The following is a 14,947-nucleotide window of genomic DNA, read 5'->3' as shown; positions in this document are numbered from 1 at the left end:
GGGAAAACCCTCTAGTGTAAACGGGCCTACTTACGACTTAGGCCATAAGCTTATTCCCACCTTTTTCTGAGATCATTGCCGCATGCTTGAAATGCGCCCTACTTCCGACGCCCCTGCCACGCCCCCGAAACTTTTGGTTGCCTGCCTATGCGCTGCATGGTGTGGCGCTTGCCGGGAATACCAACCCCTGTTCGCGCAACTGGCTGCCGAGTTTCCCCAGGTGCAGTTCCGCTGGGTGGATATTGAAGACGAGTCAGATGCGGTGGATCCAGTGGAGGTTGAAAACTTCCCGACCCTGCTGTTGGCCTATCCCGGTGAGGCCCGCTTTTTCGGTACAGTGACACCGCACTTGGACACCTTGCGCCGCTTGGTACAACTGCACAGCGCAGCTTACGCGGAAAGACCGGTGACGCAACTGGCCATGGATGCTCGGGCTTTAGCAGAGCGGCTTCACCCCGCAACGCCGTGCGGCAAAAAATAGGCCAGTTTCGGCTGCAGCACCCATAGATATTGCGCAAGCAGCTATCAAATCCATAGCAATTGGCACTTAACTGACGGCGGACACCAAAGGTAAACGCCGTCAAAGGGATAGGCGTTTTACAGCTTAGGTGTCACCCAGGCTTGCACGCTGGCCAGCGCGGCAGCCAACTTGGCTGGCTCTGTGCCACCGGCCATGGCCATGTCGGCCTTGCCACCGCCCTTGCCGCCCACTTGCGCTGCCAGGTAGTTCACCAGCTCGCCCGCTTTGACCTTGCCCGTGGTGTCGGTGGTGACGCCCACGGCCAGTTGCACCTTGTCGCCCTCAACGGCAGCCAACACGATCACCGCCGTTTTCAGCTTGTCTTTGAGCTTGTCCATGGTGTCGCGCAGGGTCTTGGTGTCTGCACCTTCCAACTTGGCGGCCAAGAGCTTTACGCCGCTGATATCCAAGGCTTGGTTAACGAGCTCATCGCCTTGGGCGGAAGCCAACTTGCCTTTCAGAGCGGCCACTTCTTTTTCCAGCGCCTTCACATGCTCCAGCACAGTGCCCACACGCTCGGTCACTTCGACCACAGGCGTCTTCAAAGCACCCGCCACATGGGCTACCGTGTCTTCGAGGTTTTGTAGGTAGGCCAAAGCGCCCTGCCCCGTGACCGCCTCAATACGGCGCACACCAGAGGCCACACCGCTCTCGGCCACCACTTTGAATAAACCAATGTCGCCCGTGCGCTGCACGTGCGTGCCACCGCACAGCTCGGTGGTTGTGCCGATGTCCAGCACGCGCACGACTTCGCCGTACTTCTCACCAAACAGCATCATGGCGCCGGTTTGCTTGGCAGACTCAATGTCCATCAAACGGGCATGGGTCGCGGCATTGTTCAAAACCTCGGCATTCACCAAGGCTTCGATCTCGCGCACCTGGGCGTCGGTCACTGGGGCGTTATGGGTAAAGTCGAAACGCGTGCGCTCAGCGTTTACCAAGCTGCCCTTTTGCTGCACGTGGGTGCCCAGCACTTCGCGCAAAGCCTTATGCATCAAGTGGGTGGCAGAGTGGTTGCGCATGCTGGCAGCGCGCAAGCCTGCATCGACGTGCGCAGTCACGGTATCACCAAGCTTCAAGGACCCCGTGGACAGCGCACCGTGGTGGGCATACACATCAGACTTGATCTTTTGTGTGTCGCCCACGGCAAACATGGCGGTGTCGTTAAAAATCGAACCTTGGTCCCCGACTTGACCGCCGCTTTCCGCATAAAACGGCGTGGTGCTCAACACCACCACACCGGTTTGGCCAGCATTGAGCGCATTTACGCTTACGCCGTCTGCGTAGAGCGCTACGATTTTTGATTCTTGGGTCAGGTGGTCATAGCCTACGAAGTCGTTGCCTTCGCCGCTGTACTCCAGCGCCTTGTCCATCTTGAACTTGCCAGCAGCGCGGCCCTTGGCTTTTTGCTGCTCCATGGCGGCTTGGAAGCCCGCCTCGTCTACCTCGACACCGTTTTCACGGCACACATCGTTGGTCAAGTCCAAGGGGAAGCCAAAGGTGTCATGCAGCTTAAAGGCGACGTCGCCCGGCAGCACCTTCACACCGCCTTGCAAGGCGTGGTCCAAGATTTCCATGCCGTTTTCCAGCGTTTCGAAGAAGCGTTCTTCTTCTTGGCGCAGCACATCGGTAATGCGGTCTTTTTGGGCCGCTACGTTGGGGTAGGCATCGCCCATTAGCGCTGCCACATCCGCCACCAGCTTATGGAAAAACGGCGTCTTTTTGCCAAGCTTGTAGCCATGGCGAATCGCGCGGCGGATGATGCGGCGTTGTACGTAGCCACGACCTTCGTTGGAGGGTGTCACACCATCGCTGACCAAGAATGCGGTTGCGCGGATGTGGTCCGCAATCACACGCAAGCTCTTGTTGTCCAAATCGGTGCAGCCGGTTTCGCGAGCGGCAGCGCCAATCAGGCCTTGGAAAATGTCGATTTCGTAGTTGCTGTGGACGTGCTGCAAAATGGCCGCCAAGCGCTCTAAGCCCATGCCGGTGTCTACACACGGTGCAGGCAATTTGACCAAGCTGCCATCAGGCTGCATGTCAAATTGCATGAACACGTGGTTCCAGATTTCGATGAACCGGTCACCGTCTTCACCAGGGCTACCGGGAGGGCCGCCAGGAATGTGTTCACCGTGGTCGTAAAAGATTTCAGAGCATGGGCCACAAGGTCCGGTGTCGGCCATCATCCAGAAGTTGTCCGACGCGTACTTCTTACCCTTGTTGTCGCCAATGCGCACGATGCGGTCCGCAGGCAAGCCAATTTCTTTGTGCCAAATGTCGTAGGCTTCTTGGTCGTCGATGTAGACCGTGGCCAAGAGCTTTTCAGGTGGCAGGCCATAGACTTTAGTGAGCAGCTCCCAGCCCCACTTCAGCGAGTCGCGCTTGAAGTAGTCGCCAAAACTCCAGTTGCCCAACATTTCAAAAAACGTGTGGTGGCGCGCGGTGTAGCCCACGTTTTCCAAATCGTTGTGTTTGCCCCCAGCGCGCAGGCAGGCCTGCACAGACGCTGCGCGCACGTAAGAGCGCTTATCAGTTCCCAAGAACACGTCTTTGAACTGCACCATGCCGGAGTTGGTGAACATCAACGTGGGGTCGTTGCCCGGCACCAAGGGGCTGGACGCCACCACGGTATGGCCCTTGGAGGCAAAGAAGTCGAGGAAAGTTTTGCGAATGTCGGCAACACTCATGGCGGACTGGGTCATGTCGGTAGTTCTTTGATCAAGTCAATGGGGAAACGGTGCAACCGGACATTATCGCCGGGCAAGACGCACTGGCGCGGCATAGGCGCCGGTACAGGGAGAATTTACTTCAACAAACGTATTCCAAATGGGGTGCGAAAGCTCTTGCCCTTTGCGGCGGACAAAGCCCCCAACACGCAAAACACAAAACTGCACAGCCCCAGGAGCCAAAAACCCAGCAAGCCAATCAAGATGATGACTAGTACGAGGCAGACAAAACCCAATATCACCGTGGTGATGCCCCAGTTCAAGGCTTCTTTCGCATGCGCCGCTACAAATGCGTCGTCAGACTTCAATAAGTAAAACAAAAGGCCTGACAGCAAAGGGAAAAAGATAGAGCCCACCCACACCAGAACTGCCAAGTTTTTTGAGTCTTGCGAGACCGTGCTGTTGAGTTCCAAATCCATAGTGTTCCTTTAAAAAGAAAGTTAGAGGGCGAAAGCCATTCTAAGCAGGCTATGCGCCAGCCCTAGAACGCAGTAGTCTCTAGCCCGTCGGAGAAAGCAAAAAAACATTTGACATTTTTGATAAATTTGATAAATTTGTCACAAATGAAGGTTTCAGAGGGCAATGCACCATGACCGTCAACTACCATCAACCGTCCGTCAACGCGCTGTTTGACACCATGCCGTCGGCCTTGCTGACATTCGACGTGAATGGGTCGGTCACTTTTGCCAACCGAGTAGCAAAACTTCACCCGGGCAAGCCTGCGGAGGTCATGGCGGGTAAAGATGTCATCAAGTCGCTGGTCAAAGACATCACCTTGAAGAAGGTAAAGCTTCCTTACTCGGCCAATGTAGAGCTTGCTGGCGGCCTGAAAGTAAGTGGCACCTTTGTGCCTGGCCCGTCTGGCCTAGACATCGCCTTCTTGATTAAACAAGATGCCGCGCCACAAGAAGAATCCAAGCGCATGGAGCTTTCCGACATCATTGCCCTGTTGCGCGATGAGCTCAGCCCGCCCTTGAAACAGTTGCAAAGTCAACTTAGCAACCTGCCGGCCGGGCCTGAAACTGAACAGCTTGAAGCTGCTGCTGATGCGTTAAGCCAACGCATGCGCAGGCTTGCAGACTTGATTGCCGTGTTTGGCGAAGACGTGCTCATCACCACAGACCGCATTGACCTGTCTGCAGAAGTGCAGTCTGTGTGCAGCCAACTCGGACCCAAAGCCTTGTCCAAGAAAGTGCACTTTGAGGTGGAGACACCTGCCCAGGTGCTGCCCCCCCTGTATGGCAACCAAACGCTGGTACGGCGCGCGCTGTTTGAATGCATAGACAACGCCGTCAACAATTCACGTAAAGAAGTGAACAGCCAGCAAGACTTAGTCGTCAACGTCAGCTACCGACTGACGGGGGAGCATGTGTTGATTGCAGTGCGCAATCTGGGCGCTATGCCAGAAGAACTCAAAGGAGTGGAAACCCGAGAACTCTTTGAGAAAGCGCCCGCAAACGCTGAAGCCGACAACAAAGGGCGTCTAGGCCTTCCACTCGTGCAACGCATCATTGGGCTGCATGGCGGAAATATGCGTATGACCGCCGTCGGTGACGACGAAGTCAAAGTGCTCCTCGAATTCCCCACTGGCGCGCCACAGCGCGGCAAAGGCCAGCTCGATATTGCCCAAGCCCAGCGATATGCGGCGGATTTGGCTCAGCTTATGTCACGGCGCAAGAAGGAGACAACATGAAACGCAATGCATTGATCGTGGACGACCAGCCCGATATCCGCAAACTCATTTTTATGACCATGGAATGCGAGGACTTTGACTTGCACGAAGCAGACAACGGTGAAGACGCGTGGTCCATCGCCCAAAAGCTTCGCCCCGCTGTGGTGCTTCTGGATGTGATGATGCCGGGCAGCATGGATGGCTACCAAGTCTGCGAAAAGATCAAAGGCGACCCCATCTTGCAAAAGATCACCAAAGTGATCTTGCTGACCGCCAGAGGCCAAAGGACGGACGTAGAGCGCGGCCAAGAAGTCGGCTGCGATGCCTACTTGGTAAAACCATTCAGCCCCTTGGAATTGCTAGACACGGTAGACCGCTTGGTCGCGACATCATGAGCCAAGACTCAAACAATCTCAATGCGCAGCGCAGGCAATGGCTCGCTAGCGCCTTGGTAGGCGCCGGTCAGCTGATCTACAGCGCGAACGCCTTGGCGGCAACGCAAACCAACGCGACCAGCCAAACTGCCAGCAAAACATGGCGGCTGGCCGTGGTTCCCCAACTCACTGCCGTGGAGATGACACGCAACTGGACGCCAATCGTCTCGGCATTGGCCCAAGCCGGACTCAACATGGAACTGGTCATATACCCCAGCATTTCCAAGTTTGAGCCTGAATTCCTAAAAGGTCACGCTGACTTTGTGTTCCTCAACCCTTACCACATGGTGATGGCAAAACGCACGCAACGCTACGAGCCGTTGTTGCGCGACGCGCGGCCACTAGAAGGGTTGTTGGTGGTCAAGGCCGATGGGCCCGTTCAGGCTATAGAGCAGCTCAAAGACCATCGCCTATCGTTTCCCGCGCCCAATGCATTTGCGGCCAGCCTCTACATTCGCTCAATGCTAGAGCGGAAACACCATTTAGCATTCGACGCGCACTACGCAGGCACCCATCGCAATGCCATCCGCCAGGTGCTGGCAGGCGACTCGGCCGCCGCTGGAGTGGTGCGCACGACCCTGGAACAAGAACCACCTGAAGTGCGCCAAGCGGTGCGGGTGATTTACACCACCCCTCCCTTGTCGCCCCACCCACTGGCTGCTCACCCGCGCGTACCGGCCTCAGTGCGCCAACAGGTATCTCAAGTGCTGCTGGCGCTAGCAGACAAGCCAGAGACCACAGCACTCATGGGAGCCATCCAAATGCCAAGCCCCCAAGCAGCCATTTACGCCAAGGACTATGCCCCCTTGGAGCAACTCAAGATTGAGAAATTCGTCGTCGTGGAGTAAAGCCACCATGAACCCCCTACACCATGTGCGCCGTCTTGTGACGCCGCCCTACAGCCTCAACCGCACCATCCTGTTTGCGGCCAGCGCCGTGGTGGTTGTGCTCTTTGCGATTTACAGTGCGGTGGCCTATCAGCGCATGGCACGCGACACAGTGAAGTCCGCCCAAAAATGGTCAGACTCAGTGGCGCTTTTAGCGTCCACCGCAAACACCAGTGCTTTCATCCTGAACGACATCGCAGCCATTGAATCCAATTTACAGCAGCTAGCCGTACTGCCTGGCATTGAAAGCATCGCCATATTCAGACCTGACGGTAGGGTACTCACAGAGGCCCATGCCACCCCCCATGGCGTCGCCTCCAGCGTGGGTGGCATCGAGCGCATTACGGTGCCAGCGCCGAGTGCCAATGCCATGCCCTCGCAAATTCAAGGCCAAGTCTACGAGTCCTGGGCTGCCATGGACACCGGCGCCGGGTCGCCAAGCGCGTGGATCCGTGTCCATTACAGTTTGAAGCAACGCGCTGAAGAACTCACCAGTTTGTGGCACCAAGCCCTGTGGGCAGTTGCAGCCATGGTGGGCCTGTTGTTGCTAGGGCTTCAGTTTGTGGTGGGCTGGGCGGTCAAGCCCGTGCGCAACTTATCTGACTTTGCGAAAACCATGCCCACAGCACTGGGCCAAGAATTCGACCTGAGGAAAGGCTGCATTGAGGTCAATCAACTGGGAGAAGCGCTCAACAGTGCCAGCCGCGGGATCGCGGAGCAGCTAGGGCGCATTCAAGCCATCGTGAATACCGCGACCGAAGCCATTATTGGTTTGGACGCCCAAGGCAATATCAGCACCCTGAACCCGGCCGCCAGCAGCTTTTTTGGCCGCCCTGAAGACGTGCTTCTGGCGCACCCCATTTCCCAATGCGTACCGGGCCTCACAGAGCAAGAGCTCTTTGAAATGTTCGAAAACCAAAGTAGCTACTTCTCTGGCATGAGCCGCATTCTGCGCAAAGACTTTTTTGGCACCCGCGCGGATGGAACTTTGTTTCCAGTCGAGATTTCTTTGGGTCAGGTACAAAACAACAAAGAACTGCGCTATGTGTGCATCGTGCGTGACGTCACGGACGAACGCGCGGCACTGGAATTCACTGAGCTGTATGAACGCGCGCTAGCCTGCAGCCACAACGCTGTCTTCATTACCAAGGCGCAGCTGGCCAACCACCCGATTGTGTATGTCAACGATGCCTTCCAAAAGATCACTGGATTGCGTTTGCATGAAATACTGGGCGGCAGCATGGACACCTTGCTGGGCTTGTCTCCCATCGACCCGGCTTATCACGAACTCAACCGTGCGGTTAACGAGCAGCGCAACACCAATGTCTCTATCAGCACAATGATGCCCGATGGTACGCAGCGCATTGTGGAACTGTCCCTCTCCCCAGTGCGCTCAGACGAAGGTTTGCTCACGCACTTTGTGGGCATCGTGTCGGATGTAAGTGCTCGGGTGCGCGCAGAAGAAGCCATGGCCGAACGGCGGGCTCAGTTGGATGCCATCTTCAGCCTCAGTCCTGACGGCTTTGTATTGTTTGACCGCAATGACCACCTGGTGTTTGCCAACCCCGCGTTTGAGCGCATGACTGGACTTGGCCTGTCTGACCGCGCACAGGCAATCACCTTGGATTCGTTTGAGTCCATCATGACGGAGGTGTGCGACGCCAGCCACCCCTTCCCCAGCTTGCGCGACCAAACCCAAACCGAAGAGCCGTGGCATGCCCGTTTGCAGTTCGCGCGGCCTCAAGTGCGCGTGGTGCAAGCGCAGTCTAGGCGCAACATCGCCGGGCGTAGCGAAACCATTTTGTATTTCCGCGACGTCACCCACGAAGATGCGGTAGACCGCATGAAAAGCGAGTTTTTGGCCGCCGCAGCGCACGAGTTGCGCACTCCCATGGTCAGCATCTTTGGCTTTACAGAACTGCTACTCAAACGCAAGTTCACCGAGGAACGCAAAACCGACATGCTGGAAACCATCCACCGCCAATCGGGCCTTCTGGTCAAGATGATCAATGAACTGCTGGACCTGGCGCGCATTGAGTCTCGCGGCGGACTGGACCTCAAGATTGACGCCTACGCACTGACAGAGCTCGTGCAAACCAGCATCAAAGGGCTGATGCGCGCCGACACTGACCGCCAAGTGGATGTAGCCGCCGTGCCTGATGTGCAGGTGCTTATTGACCCCGAAAAGATGCAACTGGCCATGAACAACTTGCTCAGCAACGCATTCAAGTACTCGCCGCAAGGTGGCTCTGTCACGCTGCAAGCCCGCATTGAAAAGAAAGGGGCTGAACCCTATGCAGTCATTGAAATCCGAGACCAAGGCATTGGCATGACCCCTGAGCAGCTGGGCCGCGCATTCGAGCGCTTCTATCGGGCAGACGCCTCAGGCAATATTCCTGGCACAGGCTTAGGCCTGAGTTTGGTGAAAGAGGTAGCGGAACTGCACAAAGGCCGCATTGAACTGCGCAGCGAACACGGCCAAGGCACGACTGCCTGCTTGTGGATACCGGTTGCCAAGCCAAACGCCAGTAGGCCCGCTCAAAAAGCGCAAGTTGCAGACTCAGTTTCAGCAAGTTAAAGACCCAGACCCCAAGTAGCGTTCACCCACACCGAAAGGAACACATCATGTACGGCCTTGTCAATCGCGCAATTGAACAGTTGGTGGTGTCCCTCAAGGGTGAAAACGGCTGGCGCGGCGTCTGCGCCCATGCCAATATCCCTTCAGACGGCTTTGTGTCTATGCAAGCCTATGACGACGACATTACGTACCGCTTGGTAGGCGCTGTCAGCGCACGCTTGGGGTTGGCTCCAGAAATGGTGCTGGAGGCCTTTGGCGAATACTGGATCACCTACACCGCCGCCGAGGGCTACGGCAGTCTCATGGACGCTGGTGGCAAGCACTTGCGTGAGTTTTTGGACAACCTCAATGACATGCACGGCCGCGTGGAAACAGTGTTCCCCCAGCTGCGCATGCCGCAATTTCGGGTGCAGGAACTCAGTGCCTCCGAATTCCATCTGCACTACACCTCCACCCGCGAAGGCTTGGCACCCATGGTCTTGGGCCTGGTCAAGGGCTTGGCCAAACGCTTTGACCAGCCGATAGAAATTACGCAAACCGTCTTCAAAGCCCATGTGCAGGACGAAGATGTGTTCCTGGTGCGACTACTGGATGAATCAAAGGAGTGACTCCTTGAACAACGCCATCCTCCAGTCGCAAGCCATCCCAAACCAGGAGGTGTTCGCCCGCGCGTTCCCGTTTTTCTTGCAAGTAGACCCTTTGTTGCAAGTGCTGGCCTGCGGCCCGTCCTTACGCAAGGTTTATCCCCAAGTGTTGCCTGGCGTCGCCCTCAATGCCTTGTTCACAGTGAAACGGCCTAAAGGCGTGTTGACGTTTGAACAATGGCAGGGCCACCTCACCGAGCTGTGCACACTGCAGAGCCTAGGCAGCAAAGCGCTTACGCTGCGGGGCAGCGCTGAGCTCAACACTGACGGCACCTTGTTGTTTCTAGCGACACCAGTTGTCACCTCGATGGAAGACCAAGCGCGTCTAGGCCTTACGTTTAACGACTTTGCCAAGCACGACTCGCTGGGTGACTCTTTGGTACTTGCGCAAACCACACACTTATCACGCTTGGACGCCGAGCGGCTTTCGAACCGCCTGCGCGCTCGCACTGCAGAAATGACGTCGATGTTGGAGCTCAGCAAAAACGGCATGGTGTACTTCGACGCAGGCAAAGCGCTATTGCATTTGAACACCGCTTTTCTGGACATGCTGGGCCTAGAGCATGCAACGGCCTTAGACATGGATCTACTTGCCCTAGACCAATGGCTCAACCAGCTCATGGGGCCCGGCCAAATGGCCAATGCCCTGCAGTGGCTCATGGGCCCCGACAACGCAGCAAGCGCAGGCATCACAGTCCGCCTTGAGCGGCCCAAAGCGGCCATGGTCTTCATTGACTATGCCAGCAATGCCGAGGGAGGCACGGTGTTCTACCTGCGTGATGTCACCCGTGAAACCGAGGTGGACCGCATGAAGAGTGAGTTCTTGGCAGCCGCCGCACATGAGCTGCGGACTCCGATGGTCAGCATATTCGGGTTTACCGAACTTCTGCTCAAGCGCAAGTTCAGCGAAGAGCGCCAGGCCGACATGCTGCAGACCATTCACCGGCAATCCGGCTTGCTGGTCAAAATGATCAACGAGTTGCTAGACCTTGCACGCATTGAAGCCCGGGGTGTCAGCGACTTGCAGCTACAAGCCTACAGCCTAGAAGAGTTGGTACACAACAGCGTGAAGGGCCTGATGCGCTTAGACACTGACCGGCAAGTGAACTTGGGCGCTTTGCTGGCCGTAGATGTCTGGATCGATCCGGAAAAAATGCAACTGGCCATGAATAACTTGCTGAGTAATGCATTCAAGTACTCGCCCCAAGGCGGCGAAGTGCGTTTGAGCACCCGGCTCAGTCGCGTAGAAGGCAAGCGATTTGCGGTGATCGACATCCAAGACCACGGCATTGGCCTGTCACCGGCCCAATTGGAGCGCGTGTTTGAACGCTTCTACCGGGCCGATACCTCAGGCAACATCCCGGGCACGGGCTTGGGCTTGAGCTTGGTAAAACAAGTGGCAGAGATGCACCAAGGGCGCATTCAGCTCAGCAGCAAGCTGGGCCTTGGCACCACGGCCAGCCTGTGGATTCCCATAGCCCCTAAAGCCCAGACGCCCAAAACAACTAACTCTCCAGAGCCTTAATCCGATGCTTTAGAGGTCTGCAGGTTCTTCACCATGTTTTCCAAGGTGTCGTACGGAATCGGCTTTTGAAAAAAGGTCACGCCGGGGGGCAGTCCGCCACGGTCATTGATCTCTTCCACACTGAGCACAGACACCACAATGATGTGCAGGGCACCAAACCCAGAGTCGGGCTTGCACAGTGCGCGCAACATCTCAAAACCATCCATTCCCGGCATGTTCAAATCGGTCACCACCATATCGGGCTTAAGCTCCCCAATGCGCAGCAAGCCCTCAAAGCCATTGCTCGCCGTGCTCAAGGCCACGGGTACGCTCCACCCCTCCACCATCAGGCCAAAGAGTTGGCGCAGGTCCGGGTCATCTTCCACCACCAGGAGTTTGAAAGGCTGGGTGCTAGGCACCGTCGCCGCGGATGGGGCCAACCCCGCCGCCACTTGATCCGTAGTCATGGCGCGCTCACTCATGAGCTTATCCACCGCAGCGCGGGCAATGCGCCTGTGGCCACCCGCCGTGCGCCACGCTGGCAGCACGCCTGACTCCACCCATAGTTGTACCGTGCGCACGGCCACACCTAAGGCCTCGCCGACTTCGCGCGTGGTCATCAGCTCATCATTGCTCGCAATTTTCCGCATGCCTGCACTTTAACAAGCTTGACCACGCTTATCGTTGCAATGCCATGTGCTTATTTCAGCTGTGGCATCCTGTTCGCCATCCTGCAGCGCTGAATGTCGCAGGCCGTGGGCAAGCTGGCTCGGTATTCGGGCACGCCACTGGGGGCTTTCCCCCCTCGCACAGAACAGGTTTCGCCTTTGGCATTGCTGTAATAGGAGGTGACATCCACACACCGCCGCGAATGGGCAACCAGACCATACAAATGCCCCATTTCGTGCGACACCACCATTTGCAGAATGGGCAGAGGGTCCAACTGCGGGTTGCGTGCTTTGAGCATCTCAAACGCCTTGGGGCCAAGGGTCAGGCTAGCATCGCCCATGTTGGCCAGGCCAAAATACCCCGGGCCGTAGCGCTCAGACCATCCCACGGCACTGGCACCCAAAGGTGCTTTTGTGCCAGTCTCAACGGCAAGCACCGTTCCACCAATGCCACACTGCGCCCATGCGCGCTGGGCGGCAGTAAGGGCGCCAAGTACTGCGTCCTGGCTCAACCAAGACGGCGCGTCTTGGTGGTTGTACAAAAACACCAGGGGGTTGGCCAGGGCCACACGGTCTTGGCCATCACCCCATGTCTGCACCTCCCCGGGCAGGCACTGGGCGATCTCTTGCTGGCGCAAGAGCGCATCGGCACCCGCCCCTGCACTGAACCAAAGTGCCCCTATCAGCAGCACAGCTCGGCGACCCAGTACCCCCAGCGATTGCATAGTCCAGTCCTTTCAAAACCCTTGGGGCGCTTGCGTGCCCCTCGCCCACCATGCTGCCAGAAAACACCGCACGCAAGGCCCAGAAAAGCCGGGTTGGCGCAAAGGCTGAGGCCGCCATCCCTACGCCCCGATGCATTGGCTGGCCAAGCGCGGCAGTGAAGTGGTATGTTCTGGCCATGAAAACACATATAGACCATCTCGTCGTCGTCGCAGCCAATCTAGAGCAAGGCATACAGTGGTGCGAAGACACCCTGGGCATTACCCCCGGCCCCGGTGGAGAGCATGCCCAGTTTGGCACCCACAACTGCCTTTTCAAAATTGCCACACCGGCCAACCCTATGGCCTACTTTGAGATCATCGCGCTGAACCCGGGTGCCAAAGGCCCCGCCAACCCCAACGCCAAGCGCTGGTTTGACATGGACGACCTGCAAGTGCGTGCCGCTGTGGGCATGACGCCCCGCCTGCTGCATTTCGTGGCCAATACCGACAACATGCAAGCGGCCCGCATTGCGCTCAAAGGGCTGGACATTGACCGCGGCCCCGCCATGCCCGCCAGCCGCCATTCACGCAAAGGCGTGCTGCACTGGCAAATTACCGTGCGCGAAGATGGCCAACGCCTGTTCGACGGAACCTTGCCTACGCTGATTCAGTGGGGCAAGCCTGACGACGCCGACCCCATGCGCCTGCACCCCCGCAACAGCCTGCCGCGCTCTGGAGTCACATTGCAAAGCGTTGCCGTGACGCACCCCACTGCGCCAAAACTGCAAGCCGCGTATGACGCCATTGGCCTGGGCGGCATTGACATCCAGACTGGGCCAGCCAACCTGATTGCCACCCTGAAAACGCCCAAAGGCATAGTGCAGCTGCAGAGTTTGGGGCTCTAACCCGCACTTTTAGCCATCACCCTAAGCGGCGGCGGCTGCCACTTAAAAAGACCAATTGAGGCGCGCGGTCAAACGGTACGGCTCTTGGTTGGTGGTCACCACTTTTTGGGGCGTCGCATAGGTCAGGTTGACCTGGGCCTTGTTGTTCCACGACCAGTCCACACCTGCACCCACCGAACTCAACTCCGTCTTGGCCAAGCCCTTGGTACCTGTGCTACCCGTGTCGTACAGCAAGAAAGCATTGAGTCCCTTCATCACTGGGTAATGCCACTCCACATTGGCGTAATGCCCTTCGTCACCCGTCACTGCACCCAAAGCGTATCCACGCACCGTGCCAGCACCCCCTAAGGACATGCCCATTGCCGAAGGCATCACTGCCTGCGAAGCCTGCTGCACAAAGGCCTTGAAGTAGACATAGTGCCCCGGGCTAAAGCTTTCGAGCCACCCACCAGACACCTGCGAGGAAGATGCCGAACTCGCGGGAAGCGGTTTTCCTGTCACTGTGCCTGAGTTATGGGTCACGCTAGCATTGAGCACGCGGTTGGTGTAGCGCAAGGTGCCATTCAAACCAATAGCCTGCAAGTCCGTCAGGGTGTCACTCAAACCGAATCCAGACACCGTGTTCTGGCTCTTGATTTGGCTCCAATCCGCATTACCAGACAAGTCCCAGTCTTCGGCAGTCACCAGCAGCTGGGTTAGGCCCAATTGATTTGTGGACGAATTACCTTTGACATCAAAATATCTGTATGGCCCGGCCACCACACTAGACGAACTAGAACTAAACGAAGTCCGCAATAAGGTGCCACGCATTCCCAGTGGAATGGCGTAGCCCACGCTGTTGTAAAAGGACCCCTGAGAGCCCGAGGCATAGGCACTCAATTTATCGTTAATCCCTAGCGGTGCGTTGTACACCAAGCTCACTCCCCCTTGGTTTTGCCCCACAGAATCGCTAGCCTCATTGTTTACAAACACGGTGGCCTGAAAGCGCTTGGATTCCTGCACCGCCAACACTATGTCCGTCTCCCCCACATTGGCGCCAGGTACCAAGTTAGCCTCTACCGATGCGACACCCGAGATACGGAAGTTATTGGCACGGTCTTTCAGTACGCCTGAATTGATGAGGTCATTGGTGGCAAATGGCACCACGTCAGCGACGTATTGTTCGCGGGTATAGGTATTGCCAGTGACTTTGACCTTGCTTAAACGGCCCTCGACAATATCAACGAACACAACACCGGCAACGATCTTCTGAGGGCGAACATCCGCGCGGGAAGACAGTATCTGCTTCTTTTGGTACAGGGCATTGACCTCATTGCGAATCTTCAGCAAATCGGCGTACCCCACCTGCGTTCCAATGTACGGCGCAACCACAGCTTGCAACTCTGCCGCACTCAACTGTGCGGAAACGCCAAACCGCACCTCTTTCAGTTCAAAGGTGGCCGCTGGCTTGGCCACGGCTTTGGGTGCGCCTGCATCGCTGTTCAGGTCATATCTACCGGTTTCCTTCTCTTTCTCCTTGAGTTCCTCCAAGAACTTCTGGCGCGCCACATCTGGCCCTTGGCTGGTAGGCCCATCGGGCACGCTCAAAGGCCCTGCCGCCATGGCAGCGTTAGACAACAAGACCGCGATTGCTACACATTGTTTATTCAACACACATCACCCTGACATTCATTAAATTGTTATTTCAGCAAAGGCCCCACGCAGC

General features: G+C 56.9%; 13 protein-coding genes. 8 read left to right on the top strand and 5 right to left on the bottom strand.

Going from position 1 to position 14,947, the window contains the following annotated elements; all coding sequences use genetic code 11:
• Nucleotides 1-91: 91 nt before the first annotated feature.
• Nucleotides 92-481: a thioredoxin family protein gene (locus EXZ61_RS10085; RefSeq protein ID WP_168224738.1), complete on the top strand. Its 390-nt coding sequence runs from the start codon at nt 92-94 to the stop codon at nt 479-481.
• A 116-nt stretch (nt 482-597) separates the two neighbouring features.
• On the opposite strand, the gene alaS is transcribed toward EXZ61_RS10085, so the two are convergent.
• Both alaS and EXZ61_RS10075 read right to left on the bottom strand, forming a co-directional pair.
• On the bottom strand, nt 598-3,222 hold the full coding sequence (gene alaS / locus EXZ61_RS10080; RefSeq protein ID WP_142811444.1) for an alanine--tRNA ligase: 2,625 nt from the start codon (nt 3,220-3,222) through the stop codon (nt 598-600).
• Nucleotides 3,223-3,323: 101 nt separating this feature from the next.
• Entirely contained in the window at nt 3,324-3,665 is a 342-nt protein-coding gene (locus EXZ61_RS10075; protein WP_142811443.1) for a DUF4870 domain-containing protein, read from the bottom strand.
• Between the two features lie 170 nt (nt 3,666-3,835).
• Here EXZ61_RS10075 and EXZ61_RS10070 point away from each other — a divergent pair, with 170 nt between their 5' ends.
• From EXZ61_RS10070 to EXZ61_RS10045, 6 genes are read left to right on the top strand one after another with little or no spacing between them, the layout of a single operon-like run.
• Complete coding sequence (locus EXZ61_RS10070) at nt 3,836-4,939, top strand: sensor histidine kinase (RefSeq protein ID WP_142811442.1); 1,104 nt, start codon at nt 3,836-3,838, stop codon at nt 4,937-4,939.
• Nucleotides 4,936-5,313, top strand: a complete 378-nt coding sequence (locus EXZ61_RS10065) for a response regulator transcription factor (RefSeq protein ID WP_142811441.1) — start codon at nt 4,936-4,938, stop codon at nt 5,311-5,313. The genes EXZ61_RS10070 and EXZ61_RS10065 overlap by 4 nt, the downstream gene beginning before the upstream one ends.
• Nucleotides 5,310-6,200: a phosphate/phosphite/phosphonate ABC transporter substrate-binding protein gene (locus EXZ61_RS10060; RefSeq protein ID WP_142811440.1), complete on the top strand. Its 891-nt coding sequence runs from the start codon at nt 5,310-5,312 to the stop codon at nt 6,198-6,200. Before EXZ61_RS10065 ends, EXZ61_RS10060 begins: the two co-directional genes overlap by 4 nt.
• Before the next feature lie 7 nt (nt 6,201-6,207).
• A complete protein-coding gene (locus EXZ61_RS10055; RefSeq protein ID WP_168224737.1) occupies nt 6,208-8,817 on the top strand; it encodes a sensor histidine kinase in 2,610 nt (869 codons plus the stop codon).
• Between the two features lie 47 nt (nt 8,818-8,864).
• On the top strand, nt 8,865-9,425 hold the full coding sequence (locus EXZ61_RS10050) for a heme NO-binding domain-containing protein (protein ID WP_142811438.1): 561 nt from the start codon (nt 8,865-8,867) through the stop codon (nt 9,423-9,425).
• A gap of 4 nt (nt 9,426-9,429) precedes the next feature.
• Nucleotides 9,430-10,986, top strand: a complete 1,557-nt coding sequence (locus EXZ61_RS10045; RefSeq protein WP_168224736.1) for an ATP-binding protein — start codon at nt 9,430-9,432, stop codon at nt 10,984-10,986.
• On the opposite strand, the gene EXZ61_RS10040 is transcribed toward EXZ61_RS10045, so the two are convergent.
• Nucleotides 10,983-11,615, bottom strand: a complete 633-nt coding sequence (locus EXZ61_RS10040) for a response regulator (RefSeq protein WP_142811436.1) — start codon at nt 11,613-11,615, stop codon at nt 10,983-10,985. The two genes, EXZ61_RS10045 and EXZ61_RS10040, sit on opposite strands and share 4 nt — an antisense overlap.
• 50 nt (nt 11,616-11,665) lie before the next feature.
• The gene (locus EXZ61_RS10035) at nt 11,666-12,358 is read right to left on the bottom strand and encodes a zinc metalloprotease (protein ID WP_142811435.1); all 693 of its coding nucleotides are present in this window, start codon (nt 12,356-12,358) and stop codon (nt 11,666-11,668) included.
• A gap of 176 nt (nt 12,359-12,534) precedes the next feature.
• Here EXZ61_RS10035 and EXZ61_RS10030 point away from each other — a divergent pair, with 176 nt between their 5' ends.
• Entirely contained in the window at nt 12,535-13,242 is a 708-nt protein-coding gene (locus EXZ61_RS10030; RefSeq protein WP_142811434.1) for a VOC family protein, read from the top strand.
• A gap of 42 nt (nt 13,243-13,284) precedes the next feature.
• Here EXZ61_RS10030 and EXZ61_RS10025 read toward each other — a convergent pair whose 3' ends face one another.
• Nucleotides 13,285-14,862 carry a ShlB/FhaC/HecB family hemolysin secretion/activation protein gene (locus EXZ61_RS10025; protein ID WP_142811433.1) on the bottom strand — a complete coding sequence of 526 codons (1,578 nt, stop codon included), beginning with the start codon at nt 14,860-14,862 and terminating at the stop codon, nt 13,285-13,287.
• Between the last annotated feature and the right edge of the window lie 85 nt (nt 14,863-14,947).

The sequence above is a fragment of the Rhodoferax aquaticus genome, assembly GCF_006974105.1.
Classification (GTDB): domain Bacteria; phylum Pseudomonadota; class Gammaproteobacteria; order Burkholderiales; family Burkholderiaceae_C; genus Allorhodoferax; species Allorhodoferax aquaticus_A.
Note: the sequence above shows the minus strand (reverse complement) of the source record. Positions and strands in the feature narration are given on the sequence as shown.